The organism is Variovorax paradoxus (genome assembly GCF_022009635.1).
Classification (GTDB): Bacteria; Pseudomonadota; Gammaproteobacteria; order Burkholderiales; family Burkholderiaceae_C; genus Variovorax.
The window spans coordinates 5,111,879-5,132,492 of the sequence record NZ_CP091716.1 but is presented as its reverse complement, the minus strand read 5'-3'; the positions used below and the strand labels follow the sequence as shown (position 1 = coordinate 5,132,492).

Below are 20,614 nucleotides of genomic sequence, written 5' to 3'. Positions count from 1 at the left end.
ATGGAGATTAATCAACCGCTGCCGTTGCTCGGCGGCCTGAGCGCCGCGCAGTTCATGCGGCGGTACTGGCAGAAAAAGCCTTTGCTGGTTCGCCAGGCCATTCCCGCCATGGTGCCACCGATCGAGCGCAATGCGTTGTTCGCGCTGGCCGAACAGGAAGAAGTCGAGTCCCGCCTGATCCGGCATGGCAAGGCCGGCTGGTCGCTCAAGCACGGCCCGCTGCCGCGCCGTGCCCTGCCGCCGCTCAAGCAGCCGGCATGGACGCTGCTGGTGCAGGGCGTCGACCTGCACCACGAGGGCGTGCACGAACTGTTGCGGCAGTTTCGTTTTCTGCCCGATGCCCGGCTCGACGACCTGATGATCAGCTACGCGAGCGACACCGGCGGCGTGGGCGCGCATTTCGACAGCTACGACGTGTTCCTGCTGCAGGCACAGGGCCGGCGCCGTTGGTCCATCGGCAAGCAGAGCGACCTGCGGCTGCAGCCCGGCGTGCCGCTCAAGATACTGGAGAACTTCGAACCCGAGCAGACCTTCGTGCTCGAGCCCGGCGACATGCTGTATCTGCCGCCGCGCTATGCCCACGACGGCGTGGCCGTGGGCGACGACTGCATGACCTGCTCGATCGGCCTGCGTTCGTCCGCATTGGGCGAGCTGGGCGCCGACCTGCTCGCGCGCATGGCGCAGGCCTACTCGGAAGACCTTGAAGACGCCGGCCCCGCCGAGCTGGCGCGCTACCGCGACCCGACGCAACCTGCCGTCGATGCGCCCGCGCAGATGCCCGCAGCGCTGCAGGGCTTCGCGCGAAAGGCCGTGGAAGCCGCGCTGCGCGATGCGGACGCCGTCGACCGCGCGCTCGGCGAGTCGCTCACCGAGCCCAAGGCCAACGTGTGGTTCGACGAAGGCGGCGAGATGCCCGACGCCATGCAGCGCGTGGCGCTCGACCGCCGCACGCGCATGCTCTACGACACGCGGCACATCTACATCAACGGCGAGAGTTTCCGCGCAGGCGGGGCCGACGCCACGCTCATGCGCCGCCTGGCCGACCAGCGCGCGCTCGGCCCGCGCGAACTGGGCCGTGCCAGCGAAGGAGCGCTCTCGCTGCTCGGCGAGTGGTGCGAGGCAGGCTGGCTGCACGCCCAATGAACGACGACGCCGCGCAAGCGCTGAGCGAAGGGCGCTTCGATGGCCGCGAGGCCTTCGATGCGATCCTGCGCACGGCACTGGCCGCCGCTGCGCGCGAGGGCTGGAAAGAGATCGTCTTCAGCGACCCCGACTTTGCCGACTGGCCGCTCGGCGAACGCGCGAGCATCGAGGCGTTGCAGGCATGGTCAGGCAGCGGACGCCGCTTCGTGATGCTCGCGCAGCGCTTCGACATTCTCGAACGCGGCCACGCGCGCTTCGTGCCGTGGCGCCGCATGTGGGATCACATCATCGAATGCCGAGCGACCGGCAAGGCCGCGGGCTCCGAGGTGCCCAGCGCCATCTGGACGCCCACATGGTTCGTGCATCGCATCGACCCCGAGCGCAGCCGCGGCGTGAGCGGCACCGACGCACGTGCGCGCCGCGCGCTGCGCGAGTCCATCGACGAATGCTGGCGCATCGCGCGGCCCGCGTTTCCCGCATCGACATTGGGCTTGTAAGCCAATGCCGCGAATGCGGCCGCGAGACATATTCGTGAGGGTATGCAGGTCTAGAATTTTTTCGTTCCAGACCTTCATTGCCAAAGGAGATTCCATGAAGAAGTCATCGTCCGTCCTGATTGCCTCGCTCATCGCCGCTGCCGCGCTCGTCGCCTGCGGAAAGAAGGAGGATGCAGCGCCGGCAGTCGTGACGCCGCCTCCTGCGCCCGTGACCGAACCCGCGCCCGCTCCTGCGCCCGCACCGTCTTCCGACGCGACTCCCGCGACTCCTGCCCCTGCCACGCCCGATGCGAGCAGCTCGTCATCGGCAATGACGCCGGCTCCCGCAGACTCGTCATCGACCGACGCAGCCACCAAGGCTGCGAAGAAGAACAACAGCGACGCACCGAAGCAGCAGTAAGCAAGGCCGCTGCCATCGCCATGAAAAAACCGCCTCACGGCGGTTTTTCATTAGGAGAATTAGGAGAGAGTGAGGAAGGCCGCGCCGGGTCTCACACGTCGAGCCAGGGCGAGCCCTCGGCAGCGCTGGCGGTGAGCATCTCGGCTTCATCGCCGCCGAGCGCTTCGGCCATCAGACGGCGCACGATCTCGGGCCGGTTGTTCTGTTCGCTCAGGTGTGCCGCAACCACATGGCGCAGGCCGCCGTGCAGCACAGCGCGCGCGATGTCCGCGGCGGCGGTGTTCGACAGGTGTCCGTAGTTGCCGCCGACACGGTGCTTGAGAAAGGCCGGATAGGCCGAGCCGGCCAGCAGGTCGCTGTCGTGGTTGAACTCCAGCAGCAGCGCGTGCACGCCGCTCAGCCGCGAGAGCACATGCGCCGTGGCGTGGCCTAGATCTGTCAGCACGCCGAGCGTGCGATTGCCGTCGGTGCAACGCAATTGCAGCGGCTCGCGCGCATCGTGCGGAACGGTGAAGGGCTGCACGCCGATGTCGCCGACCGCGAACTCGGCGTCGTCGCGCGCGATGTTCAGCAGGCCCTCGAAATCGCGCCCACCGGTGGCGAGCCACGTGCCTTCGCTCATCCACACGGGAATGCGGTTGCGTCGCGAGAGGGAATGGGCGCAGCCGATGTGATCTCCGTGCTCGTGCGTGACGAAGACCGCATGGATGTCGCTGGCGGCAAGGCCTGCGCGGGCCAGCCGCAGGTCGAGCTGCTTGAGGCCGAAGCCGCAGTCGACCAACATGCGGGAGGTGCGGCCGCCGCTGGTCGCTTCGACCAGCGCGGCGTTGCCCGTGCTGCCGCTGCCGAGACTTCGGAAGCGGAGCATGCGGGTTACTTCAGGTCGTCGGCGATGACCTTGACGATGCGGTCGGCGTTGGCCGACGTTTCGGGCGCGCCTGCTTCGTTCAGCACCACGACCGTGCTGCTCTCGCCCTGGCTCTTGACCGAGATGCGGAACTTCAGAGGTGCCTCGGTCTTGCTCGAGCCGCTGAACAGCTTGCCGAAGAAGCCGGGTTCCTTCTTGTCGGGGTTCGGCGGCACGTAGCGCACGAAGTACAGGCCGGCGCTGCGGTCGCGGTCTTCCACGGTGAAGCCGGTGCGGTCGAGCGCCAGGCCGACGCGGCGCCATGCGCGGTCGAAGCCTTCGCTGATCTGCACGGCCGGCTGGTTGCCGACCTTGGCGATGGTGGCGGTGCGTGCCGGTGCCGTGGTGGCGGCCAGGATCTTCGACTGCTCTTGCGACACGCCGAGCTTGACCATCAGGCGGCGCAGGAATTCGGTCTCGAGTTCAGGATCGCTCGGGCGGGGCTGCCACACGGTCTGGTCCTGGCGGGAGTTGTTGTAGACCTCCTGCATGCCGCGGTGGCTGATGAAGATCTCGGTGCCGTTGGGCGTGCGTTCCAGGCGGGTGCGGAAGCGGTCGAGTTCGCCGGTCGAGTAGACCGAGTCGACCAGCTTGCCCAGCGTGCCGCGGATGATGTCCTGCGGCAGCTTGGCGCGGTTCTCGGCCCAGTCGGTTTCCATGATGCCCAGGTTGCGCTGGTCGGTGGTCAGCAGGAAGCCGCTTTCCTGCCAGAAGTCGCGAACCGGCTCCCAGAGCTGTTCGGGCGTGCGGTTGACGACGATCCAGCGCTGCGTGCCCGAGCGCTCCATCTTGACGTCGCCGATGTTGCTCACCGCGGTGGGCACGCCCGGGGCGTTGGCAATGCCGGCCTGGTAGGCGTTGGCGGTCACGGCGCCGCCGGGGATGGCGTAGCGGTTGTCGCGCGAGAGTTGGGAGAGGTCGGGAGGGACTTCGAGCGTCGGGGCCTTGCCGGCGCTCTTGTAGTCGATCTTGTCGCTCTCGAGGACGGAGCAGGCGGCGAGGCTGGCAACCAGGGTGGCCAGCAATGCATATCGCGAAATTTGCGAAAGGTTCTTCAACGTCGTCTTCCTTGTTGGAATGGTTCGGTCTATCTGTGGGCCGCTATGCCCGCCATCTCAGAGCACGGTTCGGGCAAAAGGTTGCTTAACCTTGTTGCAGCCAGGGAAAAGGCAGATCGCAGGTCGGAAAGGGGTTTTCGGGGAGGGGCTCAGTTCTTGAGCAGGCCGGTGGCGCGCAGGGCACCCTCGACCGCCGGACGGCTGGCTTCACCCAGTTCGGTGAGCGGCAGCCGCAGCGCGCCACCGCACAGGCCGAGCCTGGACATGGCCCACTTGAGCGGGATCGGGTTGGGCTCGACGAACAGGTTGCGGTGCAGCGGCATCAGTTCGAACTGGATCTGCATGGCACGCTTGACGTCGCCAGCCAGCGCGGCCACGCACAGCTCGTGCATCTTGCGCGGCGCGATGTTGGCCGTGACGCTGATGTTGCCCTGGCCGCCGCACAGCATGAGCGCAACGGCGGTCGGATCGTCGCCGGAATACACGGCGAAGTTCTTGGGCACATCGCGGATGAGCCACTGGGCCCGCTCGATGTTGCCGGTGGCTTCCTTGATGCCGATGATGCCGGGCACCTGCGCCAGGCGCAGCACGGTGTCGTGCGCCATATCGGCGACGGTGCGGCCTGGCACGTTGTAGAGCACGATGGGCAGGTCGCCCACGGCCTCGGCGATGGCTTTGAAGTGCTGGTACTGGCCCTCTTGCGTGGGCTTGTTGTAGTACGGCACGACCTGGAGCTGGGAGTCCGCGCCCACGCCCTTGGCGAACTTGGCGAGCTCGATGGCTTCCTTGGTGGAGTTGGCGCCGCAGCCGGCCATCACGGGAACGCGGCCCTTGGCCTGTTCGACCGAGACGCGGATGATTTCGCAGTGTTCTTCGACATCGACCGTCGGCGATTCGCCGGTGGTCCCGACCACGCCGAGGCAGTCGGTGCCTTCTTCGATGTGCCAGTCAATGAGCCGCCGCAGGGCGGGGTAATCGACACTGCCGTCGTCGTGCATCGGCGTGACGAGCGCGACGATGCTGCCTGTCAGTTGCTCCAAGGGGAATCTCTTTGTCGGTGGACGAAAGCGCCGATTCTACTTACTCCGGGGCCCGCGGAAACACGCCCCCCGGCCCCCTCAGTTTCCCTTAAGGAGGCGGCGGGGCGGCTGGCCCGGGGCGTTTCCGGCCTCCCGGACGGCGGCAATGCGCTGGACGAAGCGGGCCGGATCGGCCTCGAAACCGTCTTCGTAGGCCACCACCCGCAGGCCGGCGCAGGCGGCGAGCAGCTCGCCCGGCTGCAGCAGGAAGTCGGGCCGCGAGGGCTTGCCTACGGTCTCGTTGCCCGAGGCGAAGGTCTCGTACAGCAGCACGCCGCCCGGCGCCACCGCGGCCACGATGTCGGCCATGCGTGGGCGCCAGAGGTAGTGCGTGACGACCACGCCGCCGAAAACCTGGCCGGCGAACGGCCAGGGGCCCGATTCGATGTCGGCCTCGACCACGCGGCCGAAGGCGCTGGCAGCCGCCACGGCCTCCGGCGAGCGGTCGACACCCGTCACCGTGTGTCCGCGCCCCGCGAACCAGCGCATGTGCCGCCCCGACCCGCAGGCCACGTCGAGCACGCTGGCATCTGGTGCGAGCAGGTGCGACCAGCGGACGATCCATTCGGAAGGCGCGCCCGAGCCGTGCGCAGTGGCTGCATCTTTCATGGCGGATCGAGGAGGAAAGGGGGAGTCAGAAGCAGGACCAGATCTGGTCCACCAGCGTCACGAGAAAGTCCGGATGCACGTACATCGCGAACACGCCGCCCAGCACCACCATCGCGGCCGCGAGCCAGCCGGCGTGGACGATGTGGTGGCGCATTCGTGGCGTCATGGCGTTCTTTATACGCAATCAGCCTGCCGCGCCCAAGGGCCGGGGCGCCCGTGCGATGGCGTTTTCCTTCACCGGCAGGTTGATCAGTGCCGCGAACACGCCCAGCGCGATGGCGATGTACCAGACGATGTCGTAGCTGCCCGTGGTGTCGTACAGGTAGCCGCCCAGCCAAACGCCCAGGAACGAGCCGACCTGGTGGCTCAGGAACACGAAGCCGCTGAGCATCGACAGATGCGCCACGCCGAAGATGCCCGCCACGATGGCGTTGGTCGCCGGCACGGTGGACAGCCACAGGAAGCCCATCGCGGCCGAGAACACGTACACGCTCATCGGCGAAATCGGCGCCAGCAGAAACAGCGCGATCGACACCGCCCGCGCGAAATAGATCGCCGCCAGGATCTTGCGCTTGGCCAGCGTCTGCCCCAGCAGCCCGACCGTGTAGGTGCCGAACACGTTGCACAGCCCGATCAGCGCCAGCGCATAGCCGGCCACGTCGGCCGGCAGGCTCTTGTCGCGCAGGTAGGTCGGCATGTGGATGCCGATGAACGCCAGCTGGAAGCCGCAGACGAAATACCCCGCCATCAGCAGCCCGAAGCTGGGGTAGCGAAAGGCTTCGCCCACGGCCTGCAGCACCGACTGGTCGCGGTGGCCTGCGAGCGCCTCGGTCTTCGGCTCGCGCAGTCCGAAGGCCAGCGGGATGATGACCAGCACCAGCACCGCCACCACGGCCAGCGCCGTCTGCCAGCCCAGGTGGCCGATCAGCCGGCCCTCGATGGGCGCCATCAGGAACTGCCCGAACGAGCCGGCCGCCGCCGCCACGCCCATGGCCCAGGAGCGCCGCTCGGCCGGAATCTGCCGCCCGATCACGCCGTAGATCACCGCGTAGGTCGATCCCGCCTGCGCGGCGCCGATCAGCACGCCAGCGCTCAGCGTGAACAGCAGCGGCGTCGGCGAATGCGCCATGCCGAACAGCCCCAGCGCATAGAACACCGAGCCGCCGATCAGCACCCGGAACGCGCCGAAGCGGTCGGCCAGCATGCCCGCGAACACGCCGAAGATGCCCCACGAGAGGTTCTGGATGGCCAGCGCGAACGAGAAGGTCTGGCGGTTCCAGTCCTGCGCCTGCGTGATGGGCTGCAGCCAGAGGCCGAAGCCGTGGCGGATGCCCATGGAGAGCGTGACGATCATCGCCCCGCAGAAGAGGACTTGCTTGATCGAAAGAGTGCGGGCTGGCGTTTGCATGATGGCGTCGAATGTAGCGACATGGCTGCTTTGGCAGGCGCCCCGACGGCCAAAGCCATTGATGATTTATCGGCGCCGTTTCAATGCGCCCCGAGCATCAAAGCCGCGGGCGTCAGCGCGCTGTCGCACCGGCGACACCGCGCGACCCCGGAAAGCCGTGCGCGCCCGCCCGCCAGGTCAGCCACAGCGCCGGCACCAGCAACACCAGCAGCGACCACGGCAGCGCCCCCGCGCCGCCGCCCTGCAGCAGCAGTCCGCCGAGCAGCCCGCCGCCCGCGATGGCGATGTTCCACACCGTGACCACCATCGACTGCGCCACGTCCGCCGACTCGCCGGCCGCCTGCGCCGAGGCCGTCTGGAACAGCGTGCCCGCGCCGCCGTACGCCAGCCCCCAGATCGCCACGCCCACGTATACCGCCGCCGTGGAGCCCGCTGCGGTGCCCAGCAGCAGCGCCGTCAGCCCGAAGACCGCCGTGCTCGCCAGCACCAACTCGCGCAGCCAGCGGTCGATCAGCACGCCCGTGACCCAGATGCCCGCCAGCGAGGCCGTGCCGAACACCAGCAGCACCAGGTCGACCCGCGCGCCCAGCCCGGCGTGCGCCAGGAACGGCGCGATGTACGTGTAGAGGATGTTGTGCGCCAGCACGAAGGCCAGCATCACCCCCAGCACCGGCCGCACGCCCGGCAGCAGGAACACCCGCTTCACGCTCTGGCGGCGGCCGGCCTCCTGGCCCGGGAAGTCGGGCACCTGCCAGCGCACCCAGCCGAGCAGCAGCACCGACAGCGCCGACATCACCAGGAACGCCGGACGCCAGCCCACGCCGGTGCCCAGCAGCGTGCCCGCCGGAATGCCCAGCGACAGCGCCAGCGGCGCGCCCAGCATGGCCACCGCGATCGCGCGGCCCTGCATCGAGGGCGGCACCATGCGGCCGGCATGCCCGGCCACCAGCGCCCAGAGCAGCCCGGCGAACACGCCGGCAAAGAAGCGCGCGGCCAGCGTCAGCGGGTAGCTGTGGGACAGCGCGGTGACCGTGTTGACGATCGCGAAGCCGCCGATGGCCAGCATCAGCAGCGGACGCCGCCGCCAGCCGCGCGTGAACGCCACCAGCGGAATGGCCGCCACCAGCGAGCCGAGCGCGTAGACGGTCACCAGCTGGCCGACCAGCGCGGGCGTGACGGCCAGGCTCGCGCCGATCTGCGGCAGCAGGCCGGCCGGCATGGCCTCCGTGAGGATGGTGATGAAGCTGGCGGCCGCCAGCGCGAGCAGGCCGGACAGCGGAAGCCGGGCCCTGGGAGGAGAGGGATTTGGATGAGTGAATGACATGCGGCCAACGATAGGAAGAAGCCGACTGCGGAAAAAGGGGGATACAGTTCCGCTCAATGCGGACATGAAAGTCCGTAATCGAGTCTTTTGGAGCCTTTTCATGGACAGCTTCAGCGGCTTCACCGTCTTCATCCAGGTCGCCGAAACCCGCAGCTTCGTCACCGCCGGCCGCGCGCTCGGCGTTTCCGCCTCGGCCGTCGGCAAGCGCGTGGCCCGGCTCGAGGAGCGCCTGGGCGTGCGGCTGTTCCACCGCAGCACCCGCAGCATCACGCTCACCGCCGAGGGCGCGCTGTTCCTGGCGCGCAGCCGCCGCGTGCTGGCCGAGATCGAGGCCGCCGAGCAGGAGCTGTCGCATTCGGCCGGCTCGCCGCGCGGCAAGCTGCGCGTGAGCCTGCCGCTGGTCAGCTCGCTGGTGCTGCCGCTCCTGGCCGACTTCATGCGCGACTACCCGGATGTGGAGCTCGACCTCGATTTCAGCGACCGGCTGGTCGAGGTCATCGAGGAAGGCTTCGACGCCGTGCTGCGCACCGGCGAACTGGCCGATTCGCGGCTCTCGGTGCGCCGGCTGGGCCAGTTCTCGCAGTTGCTCGTGGCCTCGCCCGACTACCTCGCGCGCTGCGGCACGCCCCTGGTGCCGGCGGACCTGGCGGCGCACGCCTGCCTGCACTACCGCTACCCGGCCACCGGCAAGGTGGAGGTCTGGCCGCTCGTGCCCGGCCCCGACGGCGCCGAACCCAAGCCGCCGGTCTCCATGATCTGCAACAACATGGAAACCCGCCTGTGCTTCGCGCTGCGCGGGCGCGGCATCGCCTTGCTGCCGGACTTCTGCGTGCGCGACGCGCTGGCCGCCGGGCAACTGCGCAGCGTGCTGGCAGACCATGTGCGCCCCCACGCCATCGGGGTCGGCGTGCTGTGGCCGTCGGGGCGCCCGTCGCCCAAGCTGCGGGCCTTCATCGACTTCCTGGGGGCTCGCATGTTCCAGCCCTAGCAGGACGTTTCCTGTATGGGTATCCAGTTATTTCCAGACCACTGACTACAATCCGCCCCCATGGCGACTCCCCCCAAGACTCCCCCCAATTCTTCGTCCGCGTCTTCCGGCTACTCGGAAGGCTCCATCCGCGTGCTCAAGGGCCTGGAGCCCGTCAAGCAGCGCCCGGGCATGTACACCCGCACCGACAACCCGCTGCACATCATTCAGGAAGTGATCGACAACGCCGCCGACGAGGCGCTCGCGGGCCACGGCAAGAAGATCAAGGTCACGCTGCATGCCGACGGCTCGGTCAGCATCGAGGACGACGGCCGCGGCATTCCCTTCGGCCTGCATCCTGAAGAAAAGGCCCCCGTGGTCGAGCTGGTCTACACCCGGCTGCATGCCGGCGGCAAGTTCGACAAGGGCTCGGGCGGCGCCTACAGCTTCTCGGGCGGCCTGCACGGCGTGGGCGTGTCGGTGACCAACGCGCTGTCGAAGCGGCTCGAGGTGTCGACCCATCGCGAGGGTTCGATTGCAAAGCTGGCCTTCAGCGGCGGCGACGTGATCGAGCAACTCGAAGTGCGCAAGCTCGAGGCCGGCGAACGCAAGCAGGGCACCACCGTGCGCGCCTGGCCCGACGCCAAGTACTTCGAGACCGCCGCGCTGCCCATGGGCGAACTCACGCATCTGCTGCGCAGCAAGGCCGTGCTGATGCCCGGCGTGAGCGTCACGCTCACCAACGAAAAGACCAAGGAAAGCCAGCAGTGGCTCTACAAGGGCGGCCTGAGCGACTACCTGATGCAGACGCTCAACGGCGACCCCGTCATTCCGCTCTTCGAAGGCGGCGGCCATGCCGACAAGAACGCCGACAACTTCGCCGAAGGCGAGGGCGCCGACTGGTGCGTGGCCTTCACCGAAGACGGCCAGCCGGTGCGCGAGAGCTACGTCAACCTGATTCCCACCAGCGCCGGCGGCACGCATGAAAGCGGCCTGCGCGACGGCCTGTTCACCGCGGTGAAAGGCTTCATCGAGCTGCATTCGCTGCTGCCCAAGGGCGTGAAGCTGCTGCCCGAAGACGTGTTCGCGCGCGCTTCGTACGTGCTCAGCGCCAAGGTGCTCGACCCGCAGTTCCAGGGCCAGATCAAGGAACGACTGAATTCGCGCGACGCGGTGCGCCTGGTCTCGAGCTTCGTGCGCCCCGCGCTGGAGCTGTGGCTCAACCAGCACGTCGACTACGGCAAGAAGCTGGCCGAGCTGGCCATCAAGGCCGCGCAGACCCGCCAGCGCGCCGGCCAGAAGGTCGAGAAGCGCAAGGGCTCCGGCGTGGCCGTGCTGCCCGGCAAGCTGACCGACTGCGAGAGCAAGGACATCAGCCACAACGAAGTCTTCCTGGTCGAGGGCGACTCCGCCGGCGGCAGCGCCAAGATGGGCCGCGACAAGGAAAGCCAGGCCATCCTGCCGCTGCGCGGCAAGGTGCTCAACACCTGGGAAGTGGAGCGCGACCGCCTCTTCGCCAACACCGAAATCCACGACATCTCGGTGGCGGTGGGCGTCGACCCCCACGGCCCCAACGACACGCCCGACATGAGCGGCCTGCGCTACGGCAAGATCTGCATCCTGAGCGATGCCGACGTGGACGGCTCGCACATCCAGGTGCTGCTGCTCACGCTGTTCTTCCGCCACTTCCCCAAGCTCATCGAAGCCGGCCACGTGTATGTCGCGAAGCCGCCATTGTTCCGGGTCGACGCACCCGCGCGCGGCAAGAAGCCGGCCTCCAAGGTCTACGCGCTGGACGAGGGCGAACTGACCGCCACCCTCGACAAACTGCGTAAAGATGGCGTGCGCGAAGGCGCCTGGAGCATCAGCCGCTTCAAGGGCCTGGGAGAAATGAGCGCGGAACAATTGTGGGAAACCACGCTCAATCCCGACACCCGCCGCCTGATGCAGGTCCAATTGGGCCGTTTCGATTTCACGTCCACCCAGGGCGAGATCACCAAGCTGATGGGCAAGGGCGAGGCGGCCGCGCGGCGCGAACTCATGGAATTGCGCGCGGACGACGTCGATATCGACGTCTGATTCCGACCGGAATATTCCTCAAGACAGGGCATGGACAGTCACAAGATCATTTGTGGTTCGCTGGCAGGGGCTTGCGTCGTGGGCGCAATTGCCATGCTGGCGCGCGCCCATCCGGCCATCGCGCCGCCGGACCTGTTCTTTGCCGGCATGTTCCTGTTCTTCGTGTTCGTGTTCCTCTGGTCGGGCTGGTGGGACGACGCGGCGAGCCGCAGCGCCAAACCCAGCCGGGCCGAGCGGGCCGTCGCCACCGGTTGGTTCTGGATGCGCCGGCTCGTCTGCTGGACGGGCGCGTTCATTTCCTTCCTGATTGCCGCGTCGATGCTCGTCGACGGCATCCAGCCCGCGCAGTTGCCAGTCGTTCTCTTTGCCCTGTTTGCTGGCGGCATGCTGATCTGGGCCGGCCTGAAGGGCTTCGGGCGTGCGCGCGGCATGAGCGACGACGCTTCTGTTCACGCCGAGCGCCGCAAGCGCTACGGCTGGCGGCTGTAAAGACCAGGACCGCATCGCGATGAAATACTGGTTCCGCCCCTTCATGCTTTGTGCAGCCCTGGTGCTGTCGCAGCAGGGCGCGCACGCGGCCGACATCTACGGCTACATCGACAGCAAGGGCGTCGCGCACTTCGCCTCCGAAAAAATCGACGAGCGCTACCAGATCTTCTTTCGCGGCGGCCAGAGCTTCGACACCGCCAACGGCATTTCCCCGCTCGGGCGCGGTGCGCGCGGCATCGACGGCAAGGTGCCGGCCGCCTCGCAAAGCCTGCTGGCCATGTTCGAGGCCTCGCCCGGCTACAAGACCGCCAAGGCCGCGCTGCGCGATGCGTCGAGCAAGCACGCCATCGACTACGAACTGCTGCAGGCGCTGGTCGCCACCGAGTCGGGCTTCGACGCGCAGGCCGTCTCGCCCAAGGGCGCGATGGGCCTGATGCAGCTGATGCCCGCCACCGCGCAGCGCTACGGCGTGTCGGCGGACAAGCGCACCACCATCGAGAAGAAACTGTTCGACCCGCGCATCAACATAGCCGCGGGCTCGCGCTACCTTCGCGACCTGATCGCCATGTTCCCGGGCCAGATCGAGCTGGCCCTCGCCGCCTACAACGCGGGCGAGGGCGCGGTGCAGCGTGCGGGCAACAAGATCCCGAACTACAAGGAAACGCAGAACTACGTGCAGACCGTGCTGCAGCTCTATGCGTACCTGAAGCCCTCCGTCGCAACAGGCGGTGCGGGCAGCGTGCGCGGCGGCAGGACGCCGGGGCGCATCCGCATGGAGCTGACCGTGCCGCAAGGCGGCGCGATCAACCGCGGCAACATGCCGTCGGACGCGCCGCGCAACATGCCGACCATGCCCGACATTCCCGAGCCGCCAGCCACGCCCACGGGCGCGGCCGATGCGCCGGGCACGCCGCTGTCCTGATGGGGGAGACCACGATGCACCGCCGAAACTTCGTTCTCGCGACCGTTGCCTGCGCGATGGCCGGCGCGGCGCGCGCGCAGCATGCGGCCACGCACGACACGCTGCCCGTGGTGCCTTCGTCGACCGAGCCCTATGCGCGGCTGCAGGGCGGCGTGCCGCACCACATGACGCCGGATCAGGAGTCGCAGCGCGTCACCGACAGCCCGGCGCCGGCCGGCCCACAGGGGCGCTGGGAGCCGCGCGCGGCGCTGCCGATACCGCGCAGCGAAATGGCCTGGGCCACCGCCGCGCTGGGCCGCATGCATGTGGTCGGTGGCTATGGCGAAGGCAAGGTCAACCGCGACTACCACCACATCTACGACCCCAAGGCCGACCGCTGGCTCGACGGCGCGCCCCTGCCGCGCGGCGCCAACCACGTGGCGGTAACGGCTGAAGGCGGCCGGGTCTATGCGCTCGGCGGCTTCGTCGAGCAGAACCGCCGCTCCGACACCAACGCCTATGTCTACGACATCGCGGCCAACCGCTGGAGCGCCATCGCGCCGCTGCCGCGTCCGCGCGGCGCCGCCGCGGCCGTGATGCTCGACGGCGCGCTGCACCTGATCGGCGGTGCGTCGGAGCCCGCGGCGGAACGCGCGAGCGTGAGCTGGCACGAGGTCTACGACCCCAAGGCCGACCGCTGGTCCATTGCCAAGCCGCTGCCCGGCGCGCGCGACCACGTCGGCTGCGTGGCGCATAACGGCCGCATCCATGTGGTCGGCGGGCGCTTCAACACCTTCGAATACAACACCGACCTGCACCACGTCTACCTGCCCGCGCGCGACACCTGGGAGCTACGCTCGCCGATGCCCACCGCGCGTTCGGGCCACGGCTTCGTGGTGTACCGGGGCCGTTTCTTCGCCATGGGCGGGGAGGGCGGCGTGCTGGTGGGCGGCGTGCCGCGCCAGGCCAAGGTGTTCGGCCAGATGGAAAGCTACGATCCCGTGGACGACACCTGGCAACGCCATGCGCCGATGACCACGCCGCGCCACGCCGTGGGCGCCGCCGTCATCGGCGACTGGATCTACGTCGCCGGCGGCGGCGCGGTGCTCGGCGGCGCCGTGCAGTCCGCCGTGCACGAGGCATTCACACTGGGCTGAGCGCGCAACAAAGCAACCAAGCAAGCACGCACGCAGCCCGCAACCGTTTTTCTTTTTCTCTTCTTCATGGACTCCCAACCACCGCTCGATCTCCAGGGTCCCACCGACGGCGACACCACCCTCACTCTTGCCGACTACGCGCAGACCGCGTACCTCGAATACGCGCTCAGCGTGGTCAAGGGCCGCGCGCTGCCCGATGTGTCCGACGGCCAGAAGCCGGTGCAGCGCCGCATCCTGTATTCGATGTCGCGCATGGGCCTGGGCTTTGGCGGCACCAACGGCACCGTGGGCGCCAAGCCCGTGAAGAGCGCGCGCGTGGTCGGCGACGTGCTCGGCCGCTTCCACCCGCACAGCGACCAGGCCGCGTACGACGCGCTGGTGCGCATGGCGCAAGACTTCTCGCAGCGCTATCCGCTGGTCGACGGCCAGGGCAACTTCGGCAGCCGCGACGGCGACGGTGCCGCCGCCATGCGCTACACCGAGGCACGCCTGGCGCGCATCACCAGCCTGTTGCTCGACGAGATCGACGAAGGCACGGTCGACTTCATTCCCAACTACGACGGCAGCACCGAAGAGCCGCGCCTCTTGCCCGCGCGGCTGCCGTTCACGCTGCTCAATGGCGCCAGCGGCATCGCGGTCGGCCTGGCCACCGAAATCCCGAGCCACAACCTGCGCGAGATCGCCGATGCCTGCGTGGCGCTGATCAAGTCGAACGGCAAGCTCAGCGAAGAAGAACTCTTCGCCATCGTGCCCGGCCCCGACTACCCGGGCGGCGCGCAGATCATCAGCAACGCGAGCGACATCGCCGATGCCTACCGCACCGGCCGCGGCTCGCTCAAGGTGCGCGCGCGCTGGAAGATCGAAGAATTGGCGCGCGGCCAGTGGCAGTTGGTGGTCAATGAACTGCCGCCGGGCGTCAGCACGCAGAAGGTGCTCGAGGAAATCGAGGAAATCACCAACCCCAAGGTCAAGGCCGGCAAGAAGGCGCTGAGCGCCGACCAGACCCAGCTGAAGGCCGCGATGCTGTCGGTGCTCGACGTGGTGCGCGACGAGTCCAGCAAGGACGCCGCCGTGCGCCTGGTGTTCGAACCCAAGACCTCGCGCATCAGCCAGGACGAGTTCATCACCACGCTGCTCGCGCAGACCTCGCTCGAGACTTCGTCGCCGATCAACCTCACGATGGTCGGCATCGACGGCAAGCCCACGCAGAAGTCGCTGCGCCAGATGCTCAACGAGTGGATCGCGTTCCGCGAAGTCACCGTCGAGAAGCGCTCGCGCCATCGGCTCAACAAGGTGCTGGACCGCATCCACATCCTCGAAGGCCGGCAGCTGGTGCTGCTGAACATCGACGAGGTGATCGCGATCATCCGCGCGGCGGAAGATCCGAAGGCTGCGCTCATCGCGCGCTTCAATCTCAGCGATCGCCAGGCTGAAGACATCCTTGAAATTCGGCTGCGCCAGCTCGCGCGGCTCGAAGCCATCAAGATCGAACAGGAGCTGTCGGGCCTGCGCGACGAGCAGAAGAAGCTCGAAGACATCCTCGGCAGCCCCGCCGCGCTGCGCCGGCTGCTGGTGAAGGAAATCGAGGCCGACGCCAAGACCTTCGAAGACCCGCGCCGCACGCTCATTCAGGCCGAGAAGCGCGCCGTGGCCGAAGTGAAGGTGGTCGACGAGCCCGTCACCGTCATCGTGTCGCAGAAGGGCTGGGTCCGCGCGCAGAAGGGCTGGGCCAGCGAGAAGGCGGCCGCGGCGAACGGCGGCAACGGCGCTTCGGCTCCCGAATACAGCTTCAAGTCCGGCGACTCGCTGTACGGCGCCTTCGAATGCCGCAGCGTCGACACGCTGCTCGTGTTCGGCAGCGCCAAGGACAAGAGCGTGCGCGTCTACACCGTGCCCGTGGCGTCGCTGCCCGGCGCGCGCGGCGATGGCCAGCCCGTCACCACGCTCATCGAGCTGGATGCCGGCACGCACGTCACCCATTTCTTCGCAGGTCCGGTGGGCGCCAGCGTGCTCTTGGCCAACACCGGCGGCTACGGCTTCATCGCCACCGTCGAGAACATGATGTCGCGCCAGCGCGGCGGCAAGGCCTTCATCGACGTGGGCGAGGGCGAGCAGCTGTGCCGTCCATCGCTGGTCGGCGGCGCGAGCGGCGCAGAGCCGATGCCGGCCGCCACGCACGTGGCCTGCGCCTCGACCGGCGGCCGCATCCTGACCTTCGACATCACCGAACTCAAGAGCCTGCCCAAGGGCGGCCGCGGCTTGACGCTGATCGACCTCGAGCCCAAGGACACCCTGGCCGGTGCCGCCGCCTACACGCGCAGCGTGAAGATCGAAGGCATTGGCCGTGGCGCCAAGGAGCGCGAAGAGACCCTGGAGATCCGCACGCTCAACAACGCACGCGGCAGCCGCGCGCGCAAGGGCAAGGCGGCCGACCTCGGCTTCAAGCCGTCGAGCATCGTGCGGGTGCAGTGATGGGCGGCATCGACGTCAGCGTCATCGGCATCTTCATCGCCGTGGTCACCGGCCTCGGCAGCTATGTGCTGGGCAAGCGCATGCGCGAGAAGCGGGCCGCCAAGAAACGCGAGAAAGACCGCATCGCTTCGCAGGCCGGCGAGAGCCGGCAGGTGCGCAGGGCGCGGGAGCGCAAAGAACGCGGCGACTGAGCAAACGGTTGTTCGCTCGCTGCCTACCTGAAATGGCACCTGCATTTCTGTGTGAGCTAATTGGCTGACAGCGGGGTTTTTCCATTTCTCGGGAGTTCGTTTCTTTTTCCAAGAGCAATTCTTCTCTAGGATCAATTCGCTAATTTTGGCGAATAGAGGAGAGAGAATTGTTCGATCACAATCACTACGTTCCCGTTCTTAAATGGCGCATGGGGGAGTACCAAGCGTTGATGCGGCTGAGTGAGTCGGTCAAGAATTGGGTGACACCTCTTCTTGAAATTCCAACCGAGGGATGGAATTTCGAGACCGAAGCGCCGATGCGGTCACTTGATGAGCACTTGGCAAAATTTGGAGACAAGCTTTTCTCCAAATGGGGCGGGCGCCCGTGCTTTGTCGACAGTCCCTATCTGGACGGAGCCAGCCTGCTTTCAGACGGGCGCCACCACATCGAGCATGTCTTCTGGCAAACCGAGCAGGCTGGTTGCTCGGCCATACCGGTGATCGGCCTTCAACGGCATCCGGCTTATTTTGCAGCAGTTTCAGCCGTTGCTGGCCGGATGCAAAGAGGCATTTGTATTCGTCTGGAAGCTGATGATTTCGGCCCCACGCTCGAGCCGTCGCTGGGCGCATTGATTGCCGCACTCGGTATTCCGCTGCAATTCATCGATCTGGTGATCGATCTCGAATCGTCAATCGCCACGTCCATCCCGATGCAGGTGTCGATGTGGTCGGCGTGCTTGCTGGCGCTGTCCGCCGCGCCGTGGCGAACGCTCAGCGTCGTTGGCACGACATTCCCGGTGGTTCTTGGCGCGGCGCAATTCCGCCCGTATGGCAGAGCCCCGCGGTATGAATGGCTCGCGTACAAGCAACTGCTTCAAACGCTTTCCGGATCGGCGAGAAAGCCCACCTATGGGGACTACGGGACTTCGAGCCAGAACACCGGAGAGCTCGATCCGCGAATGGTCGACCCCAATGCCAAGATCAAGTACACGGTGGATGACGAATGGATCATCTACGTAGGCGCGCAGGTCAAGCGCTACGGCAGAGCGCAGTACCAGACGATGTGCCAGAACATCATCGGGGCCGTCCCTCCATTCTTCATGGGGCCGCAGTACTCATGGGGCGACGCTTTCATCCATGACTGCGCAACGGGTGCAGAGGGCACAGGCGGTGCGTCCACGTGGCCGTCCGTCGCGACGAATCACCACATCACGAAGGCCGTGCGGGATGTCGCCAGTTTCTACGGGACTTCAGCGCTTCCCTGATGCTTCGCCGAACGTCGCTCGGTTGCATCGAGTCGACAAAAAGGCGATAGAGGCCGGCGCGGTTGACGCTCAATTCCTTTGAGTTGGCGCCACCGGCGCGCAGCACTTCTTCCACCTCGATCCGCCACATCAGATGCGCCATGTGAAAGAGAGAGGGGGCGGGGTTGTTGCTCAATCGGCGATGTGTTTCCAGCTTGAGCCTGCCGCGGGTGCTTGAGCGGACAACCTTGATGCCCCACCAGAGCGGCAGCATTGCCTCTGCTGTCGCCAGATGCTCCTCACCGACGACGAGCGTGGCTCTGTCCATCGAGCGTGAATAGGCCTCGACCTGCCTCGGCAGCCGGAGAAGGTTGTCCGCGTCGCTCTTCAGTTCGAAGCCGTGCAGAAAGCCATTGACCACGGCAATGTCGACACGGCAGGAGCCGTGTTCCAGGCCCAGTTCTTCGACGATGCGCGCGTTGGCATCTTTCGCGTGGTCCGCCAGGACCGTTTTCAGTACCAGCGCACGCACGTCGCGATCTCGCGTTTTCTGTGGTGGTGTACGTGTCGGGTTGGCAGCCATGGCGGCGCCAACTATAGGCCATTGTGATGAGCGTCCGATCATGAACTGCGGCTACCGCAGCCCTTGCCACCACCGCGTATTCGTCCGAGCCTGCCCCACCGTCACCACTTCCCCGATCACCGGCGTCGCCAGCTCGATCTTTTTCGCGGCCGTGAGGTCGGCGATGCGGTCCAGCGGGTCGTGCCAGGTGTGGAAGGCCAGGTCGAAGGTGCTGTTGTGCACCGAGAAGAAGACCTTGCCGCGCAGGTCTTCGAAGGCTTGCACGCTTTGCTCCGGCGTCATGTGCACGGCGGGCCACATGGCGTCGTAGGCGCCGTTTTCCATCAGGGCGATGTCGAAGCCGCCGAAGCGCTCGCCGATCTGCTTGAAGCCCGGGAAGTAGCCCGAGTCGCCGCTGTAGAAGATGCGCTGGTCGCCGCTTTGCACCACCCATGAGGCCCAGAGCGTGCGGTCGCGGTCGCCGAGGGTGCGGCCCGAGAAATGCTGCGCGGGCGTGGCGGTGATCTTCACGCCGTCGTGTTCGCTTTCCTGCCACCAGTCGAGTTCGGTCACGCGCTCGGCGGGCACGCCCATGACCACCAGCCGCGCGCGCACGCCCAGCGGCACGAAGTAGCGCTGCACGCCCTTCGAGAGGTATTGGATGGTCGCGAGGTCGAGGTGGTCGTAGTGGTCGTGCGAAAGAATGACGCCTTCGATGGGCGGCAGTTGCTCGAGCGTGATCGGCGGCTGGTGAAAGCGCTTCGGGCCGGCCCATTGCACGGGCGAGACGCGTTCGCTGAACACGGGGTCGATGAGCCAGTATTTGCCGCGCAGCTTGAGAAGGTGCGAAGAATGGCCGAGGCGCACGACGTGGTTGGTGCTGGTGTCGAGGGCGTCGAGTGCGCTGCGTTCGAGTGCTCTCACCGGAATCGCGTCGACGGGCACGCTGTCGACTTTGCTGCCGACGATGAAGCGGGACCAGATGCGCCATGCGCTGGCCTGTTGGGGCAGGTCGGGGTTGGCCATGTTGTGGAAGCCGCCGTCGCGGAATTGGGGCGAGTTGTCGTAGCGTGTTTCGCCACCGCCGGCGGCGCCGCATCCGGCCACGAAAGCGCAGCCGGCCGCCGCGAGCGCGGTGCTTCGGCGCAGCAGTTGAGGCAGGTAGGAGCCTTGCGAGCCTGAGTCGTCAGCCATAGGAGTGCCTTCTGGATTGTGTTTGTCGGATGGCGCGAGACTAGTCACTAAGCGGGTTTCAATGGTTTCAGCCGTAGAAACATTTGGGTGGCAGGGGATTGTTCGGGGCGTCTGTTCGGGACGCTTGTTCGGGGCGCGTGCACAGGCCGCCGGGTACTCCCCTCCGCGAATGTCCCCCGGCCTGCGGCTTCCTCCTTTATTTCGCTGCGGGGAGCACCCGGCGCCCTGTGCACGATGACAGCGGCTGTGGGGTTTGGGGTTCAGCCGGCACCCCGCGCCGCCCGATCTCACTCATCTGAAACAACTCTCCAGCCTTGCGAGAGAGATCAGCCGCAAGCCAGAACACGTTGTCCAGTTGCCGAGGCCCGTCACCACTGCACCAGTCGATGTGTTCCCCGTGGCAGAGCCACAGGAGTGCTTCGAGTTGAGAGAGGGTGTTTTCGAGAAGATCCGCCGGGTCTTGGGCGTTGTCTTCGGAAGCTACCGGCGTAGTTGGCCGGGCTATAGTCTTGGTAGCCATTTTTGTGCGGTTCCTTCCAAGGTTGGTGCACGAACTTGGTCAGACGGTCGGGGTGTTAGTCGCACCTCGGCCGTCGCCTTTTGATACCTCGCATCCGCATCGCTGCTTTCGCACCGACGACCTGCCGCGAGGCAAGCAGCCTTTCAAACATCTGGGTGGTGGGTGTGTCGCGCCTTTCTTCTCCCCTTGGTGGGGTGCCGGGTGACAGGGGCATCCACTCTAGAGAAGAACCCGGCGAAATAGCCGTGCCATGCGGCATGAAGTTCCGCGGAGCGCCAACAAATGCAGCTTCCACAGCGGCGTGAGCGTGCCCCTAACAGAAAGCACCCAGTCCTATGCCATGCGCGATATGGCGCCCCTGGCCACGCCTCGGCAAACTGAAAGGCTTCATTGACCAGAGACTAGGCGGCAGG

20 protein-coding genes are annotated in these 20,614 nt (G+C 66.9%); 11 read left to right on the top strand and 9 right to left on the bottom strand.

Going from position 1 to position 20,614, the window contains the following annotated elements; translation table 11 throughout:
• From L3V85_RS23645 to L3V85_RS23635, 3 genes are all read left to right on the top strand, one after another.
• On the top strand, positions 1-1,143 hold the full coding sequence (locus L3V85_RS23645) for a JmjC domain-containing protein (RefSeq protein WP_237675129.1): 1,143 nt from the start codon (positions 1-3) through the stop codon (positions 1,141-1,143).
• Entirely contained in the window at positions 1,140-1,640 is a 501-nt protein-coding gene (locus L3V85_RS23640; protein ID WP_237675128.1) for a hypothetical protein, read from the top strand. The genes L3V85_RS23645 and L3V85_RS23640 overlap by 4 nt, the downstream gene beginning before the upstream one ends.
• Before the next feature lie 94 nt (positions 1,641-1,734).
• Complete coding sequence (locus L3V85_RS23635; protein WP_237675127.1) at positions 1,735-2,040, top strand: hypothetical protein; 306 nt, start codon at positions 1,735-1,737, stop codon at positions 2,038-2,040.
• 91 nt (positions 2,041-2,131) lie between these two features.
• On the opposite strand, the gene L3V85_RS23630 is transcribed toward L3V85_RS23635, so the two are convergent.
• The 7 genes from L3V85_RS23630 to L3V85_RS23600 all read right to left on the bottom strand — a co-directional run bounded on the left by L3V85_RS23630 (position 2,132) and on the right by L3V85_RS23600 (position 8,425).
• Positions 2,132-2,908, bottom strand: coding sequence for an MBL fold metallo-hydrolase (locus L3V85_RS23630; protein WP_237675126.1), 777 nt, complete (start codon positions 2,906-2,908; stop codon positions 2,132-2,134).
• Between the two features lie 5 nt (positions 2,909-2,913).
• Entirely contained in the window at positions 2,914-4,005 is a 1,092-nt protein-coding gene (gene bamC / locus L3V85_RS23625) for an outer membrane protein assembly factor BamC (protein WP_237675125.1), read from the bottom strand.
• 149 nt (positions 4,006-4,154) lie between these two features.
• Positions 4,155-5,045 (bottom strand): 4-hydroxy-tetrahydrodipicolinate synthase, encoded by an 891-nt coding sequence (gene dapA / locus L3V85_RS23620; RefSeq protein ID WP_272934029.1) that lies wholly within the window; start codon positions 5,043-5,045, stop codon positions 4,155-4,157.
• Between the two features lie 78 nt (positions 5,046-5,123).
• On the bottom strand, positions 5,124-5,693 hold the full coding sequence (locus L3V85_RS23615) for a class I SAM-dependent methyltransferase (RefSeq protein ID WP_237675124.1): 570 nt from the start codon (positions 5,691-5,693) through the stop codon (positions 5,124-5,126).
• A 25-nt stretch (positions 5,694-5,718) separates the two neighbouring features.
• Complete coding sequence (locus L3V85_RS23610; RefSeq protein WP_237675123.1) at positions 5,719-5,859, bottom strand: hypothetical protein; 141 nt, start codon at positions 5,857-5,859, stop codon at positions 5,719-5,721.
• 18 nt (positions 5,860-5,877) lie between these two features.
• A complete protein-coding gene (locus L3V85_RS23605) occupies positions 5,878-7,101 on the bottom strand; it encodes an MFS transporter (RefSeq protein ID WP_237675122.1) in 1,224 nt (407 codons plus the stop codon).
• A gap of 112 nt (positions 7,102-7,213) precedes the next feature.
• Complete coding sequence (locus L3V85_RS23600; protein ID WP_237675121.1) at positions 7,214-8,425, bottom strand: MFS transporter; 1,212 nt, start codon at positions 8,423-8,425, stop codon at positions 7,214-7,216.
• A gap of 100 nt (positions 8,426-8,525) precedes the next feature.
• Between L3V85_RS23600 and L3V85_RS23595 the strand changes: the two genes are divergently transcribed.
• From L3V85_RS23595 to L3V85_RS23560, 8 genes are all read left to right on the top strand, one after another.
• The gene (locus tag L3V85_RS23595; protein ID WP_237675120.1) at positions 8,526-9,413 is read left to right on the top strand and encodes a LysR family transcriptional regulator; all 888 of its coding nucleotides are present in this window, start codon (positions 8,526-8,528) and stop codon (positions 9,411-9,413) included.
• A gap of 60 nt (positions 9,414-9,473) precedes the next feature.
• Positions 9,474-11,471: a DNA topoisomerase IV subunit B gene (locus tag L3V85_RS23590; protein ID WP_237675119.1), complete on the top strand. Its 1,998-nt coding sequence runs from the start codon at positions 9,474-9,476 to the stop codon at positions 11,469-11,471.
• A gap of 93 nt (positions 11,472-11,564) precedes the next feature.
• Complete coding sequence (locus tag L3V85_RS23585; protein WP_237675118.1) at positions 11,565-11,960, top strand: hypothetical protein; 396 nt, start codon at positions 11,565-11,567, stop codon at positions 11,958-11,960.
• Between the two features lie 19 nt (positions 11,961-11,979).
• Positions 11,980-12,882: a lytic transglycosylase domain-containing protein gene (locus L3V85_RS23580; protein ID WP_237675117.1), complete on the top strand. Its 903-nt coding sequence runs from the start codon at positions 11,980-11,982 to the stop codon at positions 12,880-12,882.
• A gap of 14 nt (positions 12,883-12,896) precedes the next feature.
• The gene (locus L3V85_RS23575; RefSeq protein ID WP_237675116.1) at positions 12,897-14,018 is read left to right on the top strand and encodes a Kelch repeat-containing protein; all 1,122 of its coding nucleotides are present in this window, start codon (positions 12,897-12,899) and stop codon (positions 14,016-14,018) included.
• Between the two features lie 66 nt (positions 14,019-14,084).
• The gene (gene parC, locus L3V85_RS23570; RefSeq protein ID WP_237675115.1) at positions 14,085-16,490 is read left to right on the top strand and encodes a DNA topoisomerase IV subunit A; all 2,406 of its coding nucleotides are present in this window, start codon (positions 14,085-14,087) and stop codon (positions 16,488-16,490) included.
• On the top strand, positions 16,490-16,681 hold the full coding sequence (locus tag L3V85_RS23565) for a hypothetical protein (RefSeq protein WP_237675114.1): 192 nt from the start codon (positions 16,490-16,492) through the stop codon (positions 16,679-16,681). Before parC ends, L3V85_RS23565 begins: the two co-directional genes overlap by 1 nt.
• Before the next feature lie 167 nt (positions 16,682-16,848).
• On the top strand, positions 16,849-17,946 hold the full coding sequence (locus L3V85_RS23560) for a beta family protein (RefSeq protein WP_237675113.1): 1,098 nt from the start codon (positions 16,849-16,851) through the stop codon (positions 17,944-17,946).
• Here the strand turns inward: L3V85_RS23560 and L3V85_RS23555 are convergent.
• Positions 17,891-18,508 (bottom strand): sce7726 family protein, encoded by a 618-nt coding sequence (locus tag L3V85_RS23555; RefSeq protein WP_237675112.1) that lies wholly within the window; start codon positions 18,506-18,508, stop codon positions 17,891-17,893. The two genes, L3V85_RS23560 and L3V85_RS23555, sit on opposite strands and share 56 nt — an antisense overlap.
• Positions 18,509-18,559: 51 nt before the next feature.
• The gene (locus L3V85_RS23550) at positions 18,560-19,681 is read right to left on the bottom strand and encodes an MBL fold metallo-hydrolase (RefSeq protein WP_237675111.1); all 1,122 of its coding nucleotides are present in this window, start codon (positions 19,679-19,681) and stop codon (positions 18,560-18,562) included.
• Between the last annotated feature and the right edge of the window lie 933 nt (positions 19,682-20,614).